The organism is Bacillus sp. BR3(2024), assembly GCF_039134555.1.
In the GTDB taxonomy this organism is placed as follows: domain Bacteria; phylum Bacillota; class Bacilli; order Bacillales; family Bacillaceae_G; genus Bacillus_A; species Bacillus_A cereus.
Genome location: NZ_CP152436.1, coordinates 1 through 14,060 on the forward strand (window position 1 = coordinate 1; position 14,060 = coordinate 14,060).

The window sequence follows — 14,060 nt, forward strand, 5'->3', positions numbered from 1 at the left end:
ATCAAACGCCTGTAGAGTAGCATCTACTTGTCTTTTTACTCTTTTACTACCTATCACAACAATCACCCCTCAACGCATACTATCTAAGTGCAAACGAACCACAGTTAAACTATCAATCACCTTGTAATAATCCCTTGGATCAATACCCAAAAGTTTTAATTTCTCCTTTAAATTATCAATTTCATCACATACATTTTTTATTGATTGCTCCACAACAAAACTATTTTTCATGTTTCAATCATCCCCTTAACATTAACCGCTCATGCCCACCCGCTAGGGCGTGTGTGCATTTCGTGCTAACGCATGTTATATCGCTTGTTTCAACCGTCTCAACATCTTTATTTTTTCGAGTGTTTCATAATAAGAATCATTCGTTTTCTTCAAATCAACCAGTAAACTATCAAACTCAGCCTTATTTGCTGGATATTCTAACGGAGTTACCATTGAATGAGTATCAAATACCTCATTTACTAACTTAATAGCATTCTCTTTTTTCATTTTCATTGTTTTTAACAATCTATCTTCTTGATAATCTACAATTGGATAATAAAAATAATTTTTATCCTTTCTTACTGGAACATATACATATGTAATCTCTCTAAAACGACTATCAACATTACTAAACAACGGAGTTGTAAGCATTAATGTACAACGCATTTTCCGCAAGAAGAAAGCAATATGAGAGAAGTATTTAGACGCATTAGATAGCGAGTTTCGGCTGTCTATATCTAAATGACACTCATCCAATAACAAAATGGTAGACGGCTCTTGAGCAATCTTTAAGAAGTCCTTAAAAGATGTGAACGGCTTAGAACCTTTTACACCAAAGTTAGAATACAATGTACAACCTGTTTTCTGTTGGTACATCTTAGCAAACAAAACCATACCTAACGTTTTACCGTTTCCCATAAAACCAGTAAACGTGTAAACATACATTATCTATTCACTTCCCTTTGTATCCGTTGTTGTTCTCTCATATGCTTTTGCATTTCAGGCATTACACCATTAGCACTAGCAACTTGAGCCTTTATAAGACCTGATAACTTAGCATTACCTTTAATTCTGTCAGCAAGCGTAATTTTATTAATTAACTCGAAGAATCGTTGGAATGGTGTAACTTTTGGTTTCATGCCAACCATAAATTTCGCTATATCTCCAACTCCCATTTCTCGCATTAAAAACATAGCTTGTACTTGCTCACTTTTTAATGGAACACCGTTCTGTTGCATAAAATGCAATAACTCAAGCATTTCATTATTATTAACTTCTTCTTCATCCTCATAAAATTCTTCTATCATTGTTTCTTGAACAGGTACATGATCCAAACTCTTTTCCATTTGTTCTAGTTGTTCTTTTGATAAATTAAGAGGATTTTCTTCACATAACTGTTGGTTTATAGTCTCCAAAACAATACCCCTCTTTCTCTAATCTTTCTTTCAACTTCATCCCATCAACACGTTCCTTTTCGTCATCACTATCTAACAAAGCCATAGCAATATGAGCCATCAATTGATAATTCCTAGACTTACTTAACCAACTAATTTTTTCAAACATACAATCACCTCATTTTTTCATTAAACATTCGTATTTCACTCAAAATATCAGCTGAAAAGATCCAGGAATTCAGATCCTTTTTCAACCAAATCACGAACATTATTTAAGTAATAAAGTAAGAACTACGATGACCCAAGGAATCATTTCTTTAAAATCAAAAGATTTTTCCGTATCATATTTAAAAATATTTTTGATCGTAGTTGCACGTCTCAACGTTTTTAACTTCTCAGCTTCTACTTTGCTAGGAATATCAACATTAAACACATACGCTATAGCGCCCTCTGTTTCGTTATAATAACGTTTTGCATCATCCGTTTTATAAATGGCTGTCTCCGTCTCTACTACATCACTATCAGCACATTTAACACGTTCTACATACATAACATCATCACGAATAACAAACGCTTTATGATTACTAAAAGTTTGACCGTTTTTTTTCTTAAACATCATCTATACCTCACTTGCTCATTTTTCTATATATAAGAAATGTTGGAAGTACTAAAAACAAAAATAGTCCTAATCCAACTGAACCACCGATTGTAAAAAACACACTAAACACGTTAGTATTCATTTACTTCACACCTTTTCCAAAACACTTCATACATTGAGCTTTTTCACCAGTATCACGAATCGAATAATTATAAATAGATTTAAACTTAACATCAGGAACAGTTATAAAAACAAAACCTCTACCCTTACACTCTTTACACTTTTTACGTGTCATATAAATTCACTCTCCTGTAATCCTGTTATATATAAATAAAGCAACCAAACCAGTAATAGTACCACCGATAAGCCCCACAACAGGACTCACATGAAATAATTCCATTTATAATCACCTTACCTTTTCTCTAAAATGCGATTAGCAACAAAAAGTACAACTATTATAGAAATCCAAGGAATAAAATCACTTAAAACCAACAAAGCATTATCAAGATTCATATGATTACCACCATTTCACAAACACTTTAAATTCAATAACACCATGCTTAAACGCCATTACAACAAACAAGATTCCATAAGTGGCTGCCAATACACAGGCGGTACTTACAAATATGACCCAACCGTTGCCAAGCATCGCAAACGCCTTAAAAAAAGAATTTGGATTAATTGGATGTGATACTGGAACAGTTAGCTTCATGATCGCATCAAACATTTTATTTAACCAACCAAAAATCGGACTAAAAATAGTATCAATAACAGACTTCATAACAACACCTATTTTCTTCTCTCAGGGAAATTAAATCCCATGCTACCACCATATAAAGAGAACACTTTCATTCCAAAAAACAACCACAAAAAGGCTGTAGCAACCATTGGAACAGTAGTCATTAACCCCGTAGGCATTACCTTATCAATAACAACTTGGAAACCGTTTTGGGCTTCATGAGGTAAATACACTTTACCGCTAGGAACAACTCCAATCCACATAAGCAAAGTTTTGATAACACTTGTAGCCGTAGCCCAAAAGAACTGGAACAAAGCCGTAAATATTTTAACGATCAGTACAACAACTTTGAACAAACAAGCAAAAAAATAAAAGATACCTTCCAAGAATTCTAGTAAATATCCTAATGGTTTAGCTAAAAACTCCATTGAAGCCTGAAAACCTTTTACAATCCCATTACCTACAGCCTTTAAACCTCTTAAAATAGCATCAGTCATAACTTAGTAGCCCCAAGTTATAACGTCTTTAAACTTGATACAAATAGCAAACGTCAGCATTACAACAAAACATACATATATAGTTGTATCTGAATAATCCAAGCACAACTTAAAAATATTAAAAATATCATTAATCGTTAACATTCAAACACTCCTCACCTAAGTACAGGGTCTCTCGTAAGAAACGGGTCTCTACTCATTACAGGGTCTCTTCCTACAGGTTGTTCTCTATCTAGAACTCCATCTTTCCCTGAAGGTCTATCTCTATCAGGTGTCTTATCTCTACTTGATGGACCATCTCTATCAGGCGTCTTATCCTTAGATGGTGTTCCATCTCTGTCAGGTGTTTTATCCTTAGATGGTGTTCCATCTCTATCAGGTGTTTTATCCTTACCTGATGGCTTATCACGTTCAGAAGGCTTATCCTTCTCAGATGGTTTATCTCTATCAGGTGTCTTATCTTTCTCAGATGGTTTATCTCTATCAGGTGTCTTATCTTTCTCAGATGGTTTGTCCTTCTCGGATGGTTTATCCTTTTCAGGTGTTTTATCCTTTTCTGATAGTTTGTCCTTCTCGGATGGTTTATCCTTTTCAGTAGGCTTATCTTTCTCAGATTTATCTTCCTGTTTCATTTCATTTCCATCTTCATCTTTCCAAGGCTTCGAATCAGGCGCATCAGGTAAAGCATCTGTTGGAACTTTTTCTTCTTTACCTTCTTTAAAATACTCATTCTTATCTTCAAACTTTTCATTTTCGTCTTTTGGTCTAATTAAATCTGGCTTTTTCAGCTCATCTATTACAACATCTGTTGTAGGTTTCATTTCATCTAAAATTTCACGTAACGTATCATTTATAGAATTAACAGCATCCTTAATTTTCCCTGTATTATCAGCAATATCTTTTGTATTCTTTGCTGTATCTTTTGTAGAACCATCAATATTTTTTAAAGAATCACTTATATCTTGCAAAGCCTTTTCTAACTTTTCATTACTTCCGTTATTACCATTTCCACCATTGTTATTATCTTCTTTTGGCTTTTCTATTTCTCCTGATCCAATCGGTTTATTATCATCAACATTGTCATTTACACAAACACCATTGTATATTGCATCCTTATCTTGAACATGTTCAGCATTACCATCATCAGGAACACCATAATATTCAGCTAACTTATCACGCCATTTGGTTTCACCTTTTGTAGCTTGACCATTTTCGGCAAATCCTTTTATTTTAAAACGAACATGACCTACTTTTTTACCATTAGCAAAAATATAAAATGCATACGTTCCATTACGATTCACCTTAATACCAAACTTATTTTCATTCTGTTCTGGTCTTTTATTAACTGTTGCTGACTGTTGAAACGTACAATCATTCACTAAATGCAATTCCGATAACTGAAAAACATAAATTTCATCATTATCAACTTTCAAATCAATAACATAAGAACCATTTTCAAACATCTGTTTAGTGATAATCACACCACCACTTCCGACCAATTGCATTGATGGTGAATCAGCATAAACAGAAATGTTAGAATACATCAATGTAACTACAAATGAACAAATTATAATTGCTATTTTCTTAATCATGATTCTCTAAAATCTCTTTTATAAAGTTTCTTCTTATCAAACTCATATTTATCAAACATCTCTTTAATAGCTATATAAAAAAACATACAAAAACTAACAGTAAAACAAATAGAAATAACAATTCCACAAACAAATAAAACATTTATTGCAAGAGCCTCAAAATCCATTTAAAACACTCCAAATCTTATAAAAATATAATTGCTATTTTCTTAAACTTATTTTTTCTTTATCCATCTCTTTAATATCACTAATCTCTATACAAATCCCTTTAATACCTACACAAATTGCAAACACACCAAGAGGAATAACTATCATAGGAAACATATGAAACACAAAATCCACTAAATTCTTTAACATCAAATCCACCTCAACAAATCCAATAAAAAAGGAAAGGGAAAATACTCCCTTCCCTCATTTTTATATAGGAAACCTTTTCTACTATTTAACTTAGTGCATTGTATTAAGCGAAAATGCTTTTTAGATTTCGAATTACATAGAAGCTTAATGGAATACCGATAGCAAACGCCGCCGCTAACCATTCTGAACTAATCCAATTTCCGGTAGAAGTGGCAACATCTGCCAAATCATATTTTAAATTTACTGCCGGAATTCCATCCGCTAACACCATTTGTCCTTCATTCACTATTATTTCCTCCTAGATCAATCATCTGCGTATTGATTTTTATATTTTCTCATTAAAAAAAATGCAAAAGCACATCCTAAAAGCACAATTACATAAGGTTTAAAGGTATACCAAGCATATCCAAACTCTCTAAACAGAGTACCCATATGTGATTGTTCTACAGTAAAACTTGATTTAGGCATCTTATCACTAAAACGATCAAATAAGCCCATTACCTTACAACTCCTAAAATCTTACCAAGTGTGAACGCTGCAAAACTTGCACCAATCCATAGGTACAAAACTGCATCCGCACTAGCAAATGTATTATAGGCGTAGCGAATAACTTGATTAATTGGTAAATCAAAACTCAAAGTTATCCCCCCCATCTTTTATATAGGTAAAGCAACACTATAAGGAGGGCTATAAAACTAGTAACACCAGTAAGGTATTTTACAAAACTAGAATTACTAAACAGCCATACTACTGCATGTGAAAAGGTTGAATCATTCATAACTTCAGCAACTCCTTACCAAAGCTTACAAACGCACAACCTACAACTATGATCACTACGGGAAGTCCTAGATATGAATACATTGAAAACAATTCAATCATCTAACAACCTCCCATATCCATTTCAAAACAAATAACACAATAAAAGTAAATAGTAGAAAAGATAAAGCCATCTCGCCATAAGTAAAGCTTTTAAACACTTGAAAAGTGCCCTCTGTTGTTTCTACAACATAGTTTTGAAATATTTCATTCAAAGATTCTTTAACATTCATTTTTTTGTCTTTATATAACGTTATTACGCTATATCAATCAATTTAAAATACGCTTTATTTTGATAAGCGTTAATAGATACATTTGCCTTAACAGGTGCACCCATTTTTGTTTCTTTAAACTTTTCTAAAACACCAAAATCCTCACACTTGATAACAACAGTTTTATCATTATCAGAACTATTCGGCTGATAAATATCTAATTGAACATGTTGTTTTTCTTCCCCTTTAAAATTTGATTTCTTAATACTTGTACCTAAGTATTGACCTTCAACAATAACTTGTGGCATAAAATTACACTCCTTTAGAATTTTATGAAAAAAAACAGAACATAAAACCGAACGTTTATTCCGGGTTCAGATTTTATGTTCTTATACTAGCAAAAAAAGGGACAGAAAACAATATATTTCCAAAAAAAAATTAAATTTTATTATTTTTCTTCAGATATTCTACAATTGCATCCTCTACAAATTGTGATGAATTCTCTTCTTTCTTAACCAAATCAATATATTTCTGTTTTATAGAAATTCCATTCAATTTAGTTTTTTTCTCACTAGGATCAATACGTTTTCTTCCCATTGTTTAACACCTCTACAAAATTTTACCTCTTAAACCTACATTTATACATTGACATTTTAACATTAACTATAGTCAACGCTTTCATACATAACTCCATAATAAACAAAAAATGAGAGCCTAGGCTCTCATTATCAACGATTTTTCTTCATAAAATCATACATAGCTAACTCTAACAATTGATTTTTTGATATACCTTTTTTTTCATACTTCTCTGCAAATCGCTCAAAATCTAAATATAAATCAGAATCAACCGATATAGATTTCTTAACTTTATCACCTTCATAAGGTAAATACGCCAAATCTATAAACAAATTAACACGAGAACTCTTATAAATTTTAGCCAATTCTTTCAAACTTTCTATTTCATCACTTGTTAAACCTTGCTCTTCTATAATACTTTTTTCTTCAAGATCATTACTCTTTTTCATTTCTTCTTTTTTTCCACTATTAGTCTGAATTACTTCAGACCTTTTAACACCTTTTCTCTTAATAACTTCAGATATTATCATATTATCTATCTTATCTTTTTCCGATTCTTCTCCTATATACTCATAATACTTCAATTTATTATTGTACTTGTAACCTAAAGATTTAATTTTCTTACCCAATGTACTCTTACTAGTACCTAAACGCTCCGCAATATCTTCCATCTTCTCTTTATTTCTAACCGCATCAATTACATCAATAACCTTCAATTTTATTCCTCCAATCACACAAATCTCTTACACTAATAATACCATTTAAAGATTACAACAATATTAAAATCAGATTAACTTCAGAAAAAAGTCTGACTACAATCATATATACAAAAGAAAAAAGTCATACCTAGATATGACTTTCTAAAATAGACTACATATTTTTTTAAATGTATAATACAAGTATTCTTTGATATTCATTTTTTTGTCTGAAGCCAATCTTCACGCCATAGAAGATTTCGGTGTTATAGACAAAATACCCGTCATCTTCTCGCCATAGAAGATGATTTTTTTATGTCCATAACACCGTGTACAACGTCAAACACGTTATTTAGTGTTACATTTGATACAGGCTCAGGCACTGTATTAATCATAGTAGTTAAAACCATTTCATTAGGAACATAAACTTTTATATCTTTTTTTGCTCTTGTAATACCTGTATATAATAAATTATTAGTATTTAATTTAGGTTGACTATCTAAAAACAAGGCTACTTTTGAATACTCACTTCCTTGACTCTTATGAACAGTAAAAGCATAAGCCGGAACAATTTCTTCTGTATCCTCATACTTATAAAACACTTCTCTATCCTCTAAATCCAAATGAACATAAACTCCACGATCATCAAAATCAAAAATCTCACCTGTATCTCCATTAGAAACATTACGTGCTGAACTATTAGCAATTATCATAACCCTATCATAACGATCATACTTAAAATCATTAAAACACTTAGTAATATCTTTTTTGGCTGCTTGAACAATCAAGTTAATATCTTTAGCTAACTTTCTTGTATTAGTCAAAATTTGATAACCATCAGAAACAAGTTTCTTCACCAAATCTTCCATATTCTCGCTATATAAATCATAATCAATAGATTTACGAGATAAAACATTATAAGCTTGTCCAAGAACTGAATCTCCACTTCTAAACACTTGAGTTAATCGAACAGTATTAACAAATTCTAATGCTTCTAATTCAGGAATAATACTCGTATCATTTACTGGTGGTAATTGAGCATCATCACCCGCAAAAATAATTTTCACATGTCCTGGAACTGCTTGTAATAATTTAGCCAAAATTTCACGTGGAATCATAGAAACTTCATCAATAATTAAATAAGCACAATCTAAAATGTTATATTCATTCCTAAAAAATTTAGAAGCAAAGTTAGAAGAACACGCCTTATGTATTGTCATTGGTTTATAACCTTCTAAATCCTGTTCTCTTAAAAGTTCTCTAATCCTACTAGAAGCCTTTCCAGTATAGGTACAGATAAGAGTTTTATTAGGATTAGGTTTTAAACGTCCCAATAAATTAACCAATGTATATGTCTTTCCTGTTCCTGCTCTTCCTAAAAGCAACGTAATACGCTTATCAATAAATGATTTAAGTAACTTTAACTGTTCAAATGTTAAACCTTCAGTACGATAATTACCAAGTCTTTCAATCATAAAATCAACTGAAGCTATTGCTAATAATCTCTCATGGATCATATAGCTATATTTAATTTCATCCGATAAATCCATTTCTTTAACTAAACCACTTAATCTTATAGCATGTTCATCTCTACGCATAATTGAATTATCTTTTATAAAATCCTCAACAGATTCATAAATTTCTCCCACATTAGAAGGAACTTCATAATTTGTAGAATTTAACTGATAATCAAACACACCTAATTTTTTATACTTTAAATCCTTTTCATCTTTATCATCAAAAATCTTAATTGAATTACTAGAACTAATAAGTTTTTTAGAAATATCATTTTCTTTCTGAACTTCCATAAAAGTTTCAATTGTATCTTTCGTAACATAATCCGTAATCTTAGAAACATAATTCGCTACAATATCAGTATCAACATTCCCATAATTTAAATCTTTGTTCTTAGAAATGGCATGCTCAACAATATAAGGATTATCATAGACCTCTGAAACACCTTCTACAGTAACTTTCTTTAATAAAGTATGAGATATGTATTTATTACTCAAAAAATGATAATGAGGTTGTCCACTCTTGTGATACTCTAAAACACGAATAAACTTAAATTCTTCATGTTCATTTTCAGAAAAACGTTTCTCAATCTTTTCTCTTAATTCTTCACAAACATCTTTATTATTTTTCATAACCTCATAGCTTTGGAAAAATTTAAATTCAATATCTTCAGCATAATAAAGCTTAAACTCTCTCTGCTTATCGGAAGACAATTTTTTATAATAAACTCTCTTAGACGTCGCAACTTTCATTATCGCATCCATACGAGCCATAATCCGCAACTCAATATCTAAATCAGATTCTATTAATTTCTTTTTCCTCTTTTCATACCACAAAAGAGCTTTTTCATAAGAAACCTTCTTAATTTTCATATAACCTTCAATTGTAGAATTATGAGTTAAATCTTTACGAATCTTTTTAAATACATTCTCTAAATCTTTAAATCCATCTTTTGATGTAATAGTATTAAAAAAGAAAAGACGTTCATGTTGAGCATAATAACGAACCTTTTTCTTAATACGTGCGGAAATCACAGGCTGACAGCTTGGACACTCAAGTTTATTGCACGTCATCAAACGTACGTAGTGCTTACCGGTGTCCTTTGCCTGTAGATGAACGGTTTTCTTCCCGCACTTTGACGTATCCAGTGCCAAAACTTTCACCTCGAAACATATAGAATAAAAAACAAACAATGACCCATTCAACAGAAGCTTTGTAAAAAGTTAGACTCTATCCCCTATTAATATTAACAAGTTAAGTAACAATAGCTAACCACTTTAAATTAAAGCTCTCCTTGTTCTTTATAATAACGCTCTTTTTCATCAACTAAACTCAATAAAAAACTTGTACGATTTAAAGGTTTATAAATCAATTTATTTTCTTTAGCAACAGTCATTCTTCTATCATTTTCGATATCTATTAATTCATCAATTAATGAAATTTCTTTATCAGTAAAACGAAATACACGATTCTTTCTTTCTTCTTTAACTAAAGTCATTTTAAAACCTCCCAAAACTTTCTATACACATAATAACATTTTGCATATGCAAAAACAACCCCTTGCGAATATTTTTTGTAAATATATTTATGCAAGAGGTTGTCTTATTCTATTATTAATTTAAACTATATTTACAAACTAAAAAGTAAATAAATCGGTATAGCTATAAAACTCAACCATAATAACCAACCTACAACTTTACCAAAAAAATCCATTACCATATCAAATAATTTAAACACCCATTTTTGAGCCATTGTTCTCATAAAATAAACCAAACCTATAGCAACAAAACACGTAATAAACAATTGAACATCACTTAAATTAGCCTTAGGCAACATTACAACCGCATAACACATCGCAAAAGATAGAAGAAGTATATCAAACAAAAAATCACATAAACGTCTAGGATTTAAACTTAAATCAGCAAACAAATCAAACACCTCACCATACAAATTTTAAAAACAGCAACATAACCAAAGCACATAAAAACCAATAAAATAAAGCTTTTAAATTTCCATATTTCAAACGAAATTTAATCAATAACTTAAAACTCAATTCTTTAAAGAAAAAAAGTGGACTCAAATAAAAAAGACCATATAAAACACCTAATAAAACAGATAACCTATCCCAAGATAAAAGAACTGGATCATTTACAAATACAAAAACTATTATCGAAAAAAACATAATATCTATAATAGGAGAAATTTTGTTAAACATATCTCCAAACAATTCATCTTTATATCTTTTAGGAAAAAAATATTTTACTAAAAATCTATCGAATCTTTCTAAGCGATCCAAGACAAAATTCATTATTACTTATCCTTTCTACGTTTATAAAACAACAGCAACATTAAAATAACAAAGCCTATAGAAGCGATAAGAAGCCCATATTCAGGCTTTCTTATCACATAAGGTAAAAACTTAGACTTCATAAAAAACTCTTCATTCGAAGGAATATAATTACTCATTCCGATACTGTTTCCTTTGATATAGTTTCCTTTATTGCTTTATAAAAACAATACAATGATATACACCAAAAACCATAAATAATCACATTATCCATCTAGATTCACTCTCTTAAACTTAGAAATTTTATAAGCACTAACAAATAACATAATCCGATTCAATAACAAATAAACAGTAATTGGATAAAGAAGTAACACTACAATTTCAAATAAGATCAACTTCTTCAATCCCTTCCGGCATCACTACTACTTGTAATAGATGAAAACATTGCAACATCCATCGACTTACCACTACCAGAAGAACCTGTATAAGTTGGTTTACCAAAAGCCATCCGTTTCATTAATACCAAAGCAATTAAAAACACAAACAAAATACCAAAAATCAATAAAGGTAATCGAAACACACTAAATAAAGCACTAATAGTTATCATTTAAATCCCCCAAATCGAGTTATACGACATATAACCAAGAGCAACAAATACAATACAACCGAACACATTTAAAGACGATAGAAGCAAAAATGAAAGCTTCATATTTCTAAAAAATTTCTTTATATTATCAACAAACAAACAAATTGTGTATCCTACACACAACCAACTTAAAACGAAAAACAACATCATCATATAATCACCTTAATTCTAATTAGTTAGAAGCTTTACGATTCATGAAAAATAAAATTGCACAACCTATAACAATACCTGCAATCGCCATAATCTTTTCACCTCGCTTATTTTTTTAAAGGAAGCCATGAATCACACAACGATCATCACGGCAAGTAAACTTGTTTAAACTTATAAATTACATAAAATGATAGTGGAATACCTAAGTACCATGCTAGGAACGGCCATAGTTGCCAAAACTGATTTCCAACACCATCAGATACATCTTGAAGATTATATTTACTCTCAACTAGAGGAATTGTATTCATATCAGGTGTACCAAAAACAGATGAACTTAATTCACTAGCATTTCCCGAACGGTCAACCGCTTGAACCTGTACTTTATATTTTCTATTATTCTCTAGATTTTTAATTGAAAAATTAGTAGACGAAATCAAATTACTATTAATCTTTTTACCATCTAAATAAACGTTATATCCTGCTAAATCCTTATCAGATACTTTATCCCAAGTAGCGATTAAAGCACCGTTAGAAGGCTTAGCAAACACATTTGACGGCACATGTGGTGGAACATCATCTTTTTCTTCTAAAGTCTTTACAGACAAATTAACAGGAGAAGAATCATTCTTGTCTTTATCTACTGCAACCACACCAAAATTATATTCTGTTAATGGTTCAAGATTTTTTACCGTAAATTCTTCTTCTAAACCAATTTCAGCTATCTTCTTTCCATTTTCTAAAATCTTATATCCTGCTAAATCATCATCACTAGGCTTTTTCCATTTTAATTTCACCGTTTTATCAGTCGGTTCAGCAACTAAAGAAGACACAGGACCAGGAGGAACTTTCTTTGGATCAAGCAAAGTTTTTACACTTGTTTCAACACCTTTTGTTTCAACTTTACCCCCATCTAAAGATGAAACCTTAAATCTATACATAGTATTATCCTTCAAATTACCTACATTATATGAAGTTGCTGATTTATCTAAAGTTGTTATCAAAACATCATCCTGATAAACATTTACACCATTAAACCCATCTTCCACAGGATTTTTCCAAGTTAACTCCACTTTATTAATATCAGCTTTAGCTTTTAAATCAGTTACATCACTTACTTTTCCATCATCAACAAAAACAAATAATCTCCTTACCTCAAGTTCATTCGGACTCTGACTACGACTATGCCCGATTGAAACATATCTAGCTTTCTTATTAACATCAAATTTAGCGTCAGCTCCTAAATATTTAAAATCTCGATTATGTACTGGACGAAAATTCTCATCATAGAAAAACACATAACCTCCATCCACACCACCTTGGACATAATATTCTACATATTTAACGCTATATTCAGCACCTAAATCAGCGATTACCTCTTTACCAAACAAATAACTATTACCTACTGGTTTCTCCTTAAAAGTTGCTTCGGCTGAATAACTTTTTACATACCATTTTGTATAATAATCAGTTTTTTGAACAACCGCTGCACTAGCAAAAGTAGGCAAAACAGACAAACACATTATCATCATTAAAGAAAAAACCGCTAAATACTTCTTAACTTGCAATTAACACACCTCTACCTCCATTTAGCTAAATCTTTAACAAGGCACCAAGTAGTATTTTTCAAAACGCTTCACTGAAAAATCTCCACTTTCTACACTTCGTTACGTCCTTGTGAAACATTTTTAGGCGCTTTTGGGCTTATCGCCAAGCCGTATATACCCAAAAGTAAGAGTTACGCTAATCGGCTTGTTCTAGCAATTATAAGCGCCTAATCGCTTTCCTAACGTCCATATTATTGGCCCTACTTCTTAACAATCACGTTTTCTTTTAAAGCCAGCCTTCCAACCCCAAAAGTAAGGGAAAAGATTTAAACATCTTTTTTTAATTCTTTACTTAAATTTTTCAACTGATATTCAAGCTTATAAAATTCTAATTTTTCTTGTTCTGAAAATTTATATTTAATATCTAACCTTCTAATCTGACTCATACATG

At 31.1% G+C, this 14,060-nt stretch carries 23 protein-coding genes; all 23 read right to left on the bottom strand.

Features of this window, described 5'->3' with window-relative positions; genetic code table 11:
- Positions 1-69: 69 nt before the first annotated feature.
- The gene (locus tag V7S45_RS27240; protein ID WP_170953377.1) at positions 70-231 is read right to left on the bottom strand and encodes a hypothetical protein; all 162 of its coding nucleotides are present in this window, start codon (positions 229-231) and stop codon (positions 70-72) included.
- 75 nt (positions 232-306) lie between these two features.
- On the bottom strand, positions 307-936 hold the full coding sequence (locus V7S45_RS27245) for a hypothetical protein (protein ID WP_342761937.1): 630 nt from the start codon (positions 934-936) through the stop codon (positions 307-309).
- Positions 936-1,406: a hypothetical protein gene (locus V7S45_RS27250; RefSeq protein ID WP_342761938.1), complete on the bottom strand. Its 471-nt coding sequence runs from the start codon at positions 1,404-1,406 to the stop codon at positions 936-938. Before V7S45_RS27250 ends, V7S45_RS27245 begins: the two co-directional genes overlap by 1 nt.
- The gene (locus V7S45_RS27255; RefSeq protein WP_179877708.1) at positions 1,378-1,554 is read right to left on the bottom strand and encodes a hypothetical protein; all 177 of its coding nucleotides are present in this window, start codon (positions 1,552-1,554) and stop codon (positions 1,378-1,380) included. Before V7S45_RS27255 ends, V7S45_RS27250 begins: the two co-directional genes overlap by 29 nt.
- A 99-nt stretch (positions 1,555-1,653) precedes the next feature.
- Positions 1,654-2,001 carry a hypothetical protein gene (locus V7S45_RS27260; RefSeq protein WP_086790490.1) on the bottom strand — a complete coding sequence of 116 codons (348 nt, stop codon included), beginning with the start codon at positions 1,999-2,001 and terminating at the stop codon, positions 1,654-1,656.
- 124 nt (positions 2,002-2,125) lie between these two features.
- Positions 2,126-2,278, bottom strand: a complete 153-nt coding sequence (locus V7S45_RS27265; protein ID WP_172448287.1) for a hypothetical protein — start codon at positions 2,276-2,278, stop codon at positions 2,126-2,128.
- Between the two features lie 222 nt (positions 2,279-2,500).
- On the bottom strand, positions 2,501-2,764 hold the full coding sequence (locus V7S45_RS27270) for a hypothetical protein (RefSeq protein ID WP_342761939.1): 264 nt from the start codon (positions 2,762-2,764) through the stop codon (positions 2,501-2,503).
- 8 nt (positions 2,765-2,772) lie between these two features.
- Entirely contained in the window at positions 2,773-3,219 is a 447-nt protein-coding gene (locus V7S45_RS27275) for a hypothetical protein (RefSeq protein ID WP_152136519.1), read from the bottom strand.
- A 155-nt stretch (positions 3,220-3,374) separates the two neighbouring features.
- Positions 3,375-4,811, bottom strand: a complete 1,437-nt coding sequence (locus tag V7S45_RS27280; protein ID WP_342761940.1) for a hypothetical protein — start codon at positions 4,809-4,811, stop codon at positions 3,375-3,377.
- On the bottom strand, positions 4,808-4,978 hold the full coding sequence (locus V7S45_RS27285; protein WP_342761941.1) for a hypothetical protein: 171 nt from the start codon (positions 4,976-4,978) through the stop codon (positions 4,808-4,810). Before V7S45_RS27285 ends, V7S45_RS27280 begins: the two co-directional genes overlap by 4 nt.
- A 34-nt stretch (positions 4,979-5,012) precedes the next feature.
- Positions 5,013-5,168 (bottom strand): hypothetical protein, encoded by a 156-nt coding sequence (locus V7S45_RS27290; RefSeq protein ID WP_342761942.1) that lies wholly within the window; start codon positions 5,166-5,168, stop codon positions 5,013-5,015.
- 103 nt (positions 5,169-5,271) lie between these two features.
- A complete protein-coding gene (locus tag V7S45_RS27295) occupies positions 5,272-5,454 on the bottom strand; it encodes a hypothetical protein (protein ID WP_086405564.1) in 183 nt (60 codons plus the stop codon).
- A 17-nt stretch (positions 5,455-5,471) separates the two neighbouring features.
- The gene (locus tag V7S45_RS27300) at positions 5,472-5,666 is read right to left on the bottom strand and encodes a hypothetical protein (protein WP_342761943.1); all 195 of its coding nucleotides are present in this window, start codon (positions 5,664-5,666) and stop codon (positions 5,472-5,474) included.
- A complete protein-coding gene (locus V7S45_RS27305) occupies positions 5,666-5,806 on the bottom strand; it encodes a hypothetical protein (protein ID WP_000006947.1) in 141 nt (46 codons plus the stop codon). Before V7S45_RS27305 ends, V7S45_RS27300 begins: the two co-directional genes overlap by 1 nt.
- A gap of 434 nt (positions 5,807-6,240) precedes the next feature.
- The gene (locus V7S45_RS27310) at positions 6,241-6,504 is read right to left on the bottom strand and encodes a hypothetical protein (RefSeq protein WP_012477674.1); all 264 of its coding nucleotides are present in this window, start codon (positions 6,502-6,504) and stop codon (positions 6,241-6,243) included.
- A 130-nt stretch (positions 6,505-6,634) separates the two neighbouring features.
- A complete protein-coding gene (locus V7S45_RS27315; RefSeq protein ID WP_176318750.1) occupies positions 6,635-6,793 on the bottom strand; it encodes a hypothetical protein in 159 nt (52 codons plus the stop codon).
- 131 nt (positions 6,794-6,924) lie between these two features.
- Complete coding sequence (locus V7S45_RS27320; protein ID WP_342761944.1) at positions 6,925-7,488, bottom strand: hypothetical protein; 564 nt, start codon at positions 7,486-7,488, stop codon at positions 6,925-6,927.
- Positions 7,489-7,751: 263 nt separating this feature from the next.
- Positions 7,752-10,136: an AAA family ATPase gene (locus tag V7S45_RS27325; protein ID WP_342761932.1), complete on the bottom strand. Its 2,385-nt coding sequence runs from the start codon at positions 10,134-10,136 to the stop codon at positions 7,752-7,754.
- Positions 10,137-10,264: 128 nt separating this feature from the next.
- Positions 10,265-10,480, bottom strand: a complete 216-nt coding sequence (locus V7S45_RS27330; RefSeq protein WP_229164422.1) for a hypothetical protein — start codon at positions 10,478-10,480, stop codon at positions 10,265-10,267.
- A 131-nt stretch (positions 10,481-10,611) separates the two neighbouring features.
- On the bottom strand, positions 10,612-10,911 hold the full coding sequence (locus V7S45_RS27335) for a hypothetical protein (protein WP_342761933.1): 300 nt from the start codon (positions 10,909-10,911) through the stop codon (positions 10,612-10,614).
- Between the two features lie 10 nt (positions 10,912-10,921).
- A complete protein-coding gene (locus tag V7S45_RS27340; protein WP_342761934.1) occupies positions 10,922-11,290 on the bottom strand; it encodes a hypothetical protein in 369 nt (122 codons plus the stop codon).
- A gap of 379 nt (positions 11,291-11,669) precedes the next feature.
- The gene (locus tag V7S45_RS27345) at positions 11,670-11,876 is read right to left on the bottom strand and encodes a hypothetical protein (RefSeq protein ID WP_342761935.1); all 207 of its coding nucleotides are present in this window, start codon (positions 11,874-11,876) and stop codon (positions 11,670-11,672) included.
- A gap of 335 nt (positions 11,877-12,211) precedes the next feature.
- A complete protein-coding gene (locus V7S45_RS27350; RefSeq protein WP_342761936.1) occupies positions 12,212-13,630 on the bottom strand; it encodes a fibronectin type III domain-containing protein in 1,419 nt (472 codons plus the stop codon).
- Between the last annotated feature and the right edge of the window lie 430 nt (positions 13,631-14,060).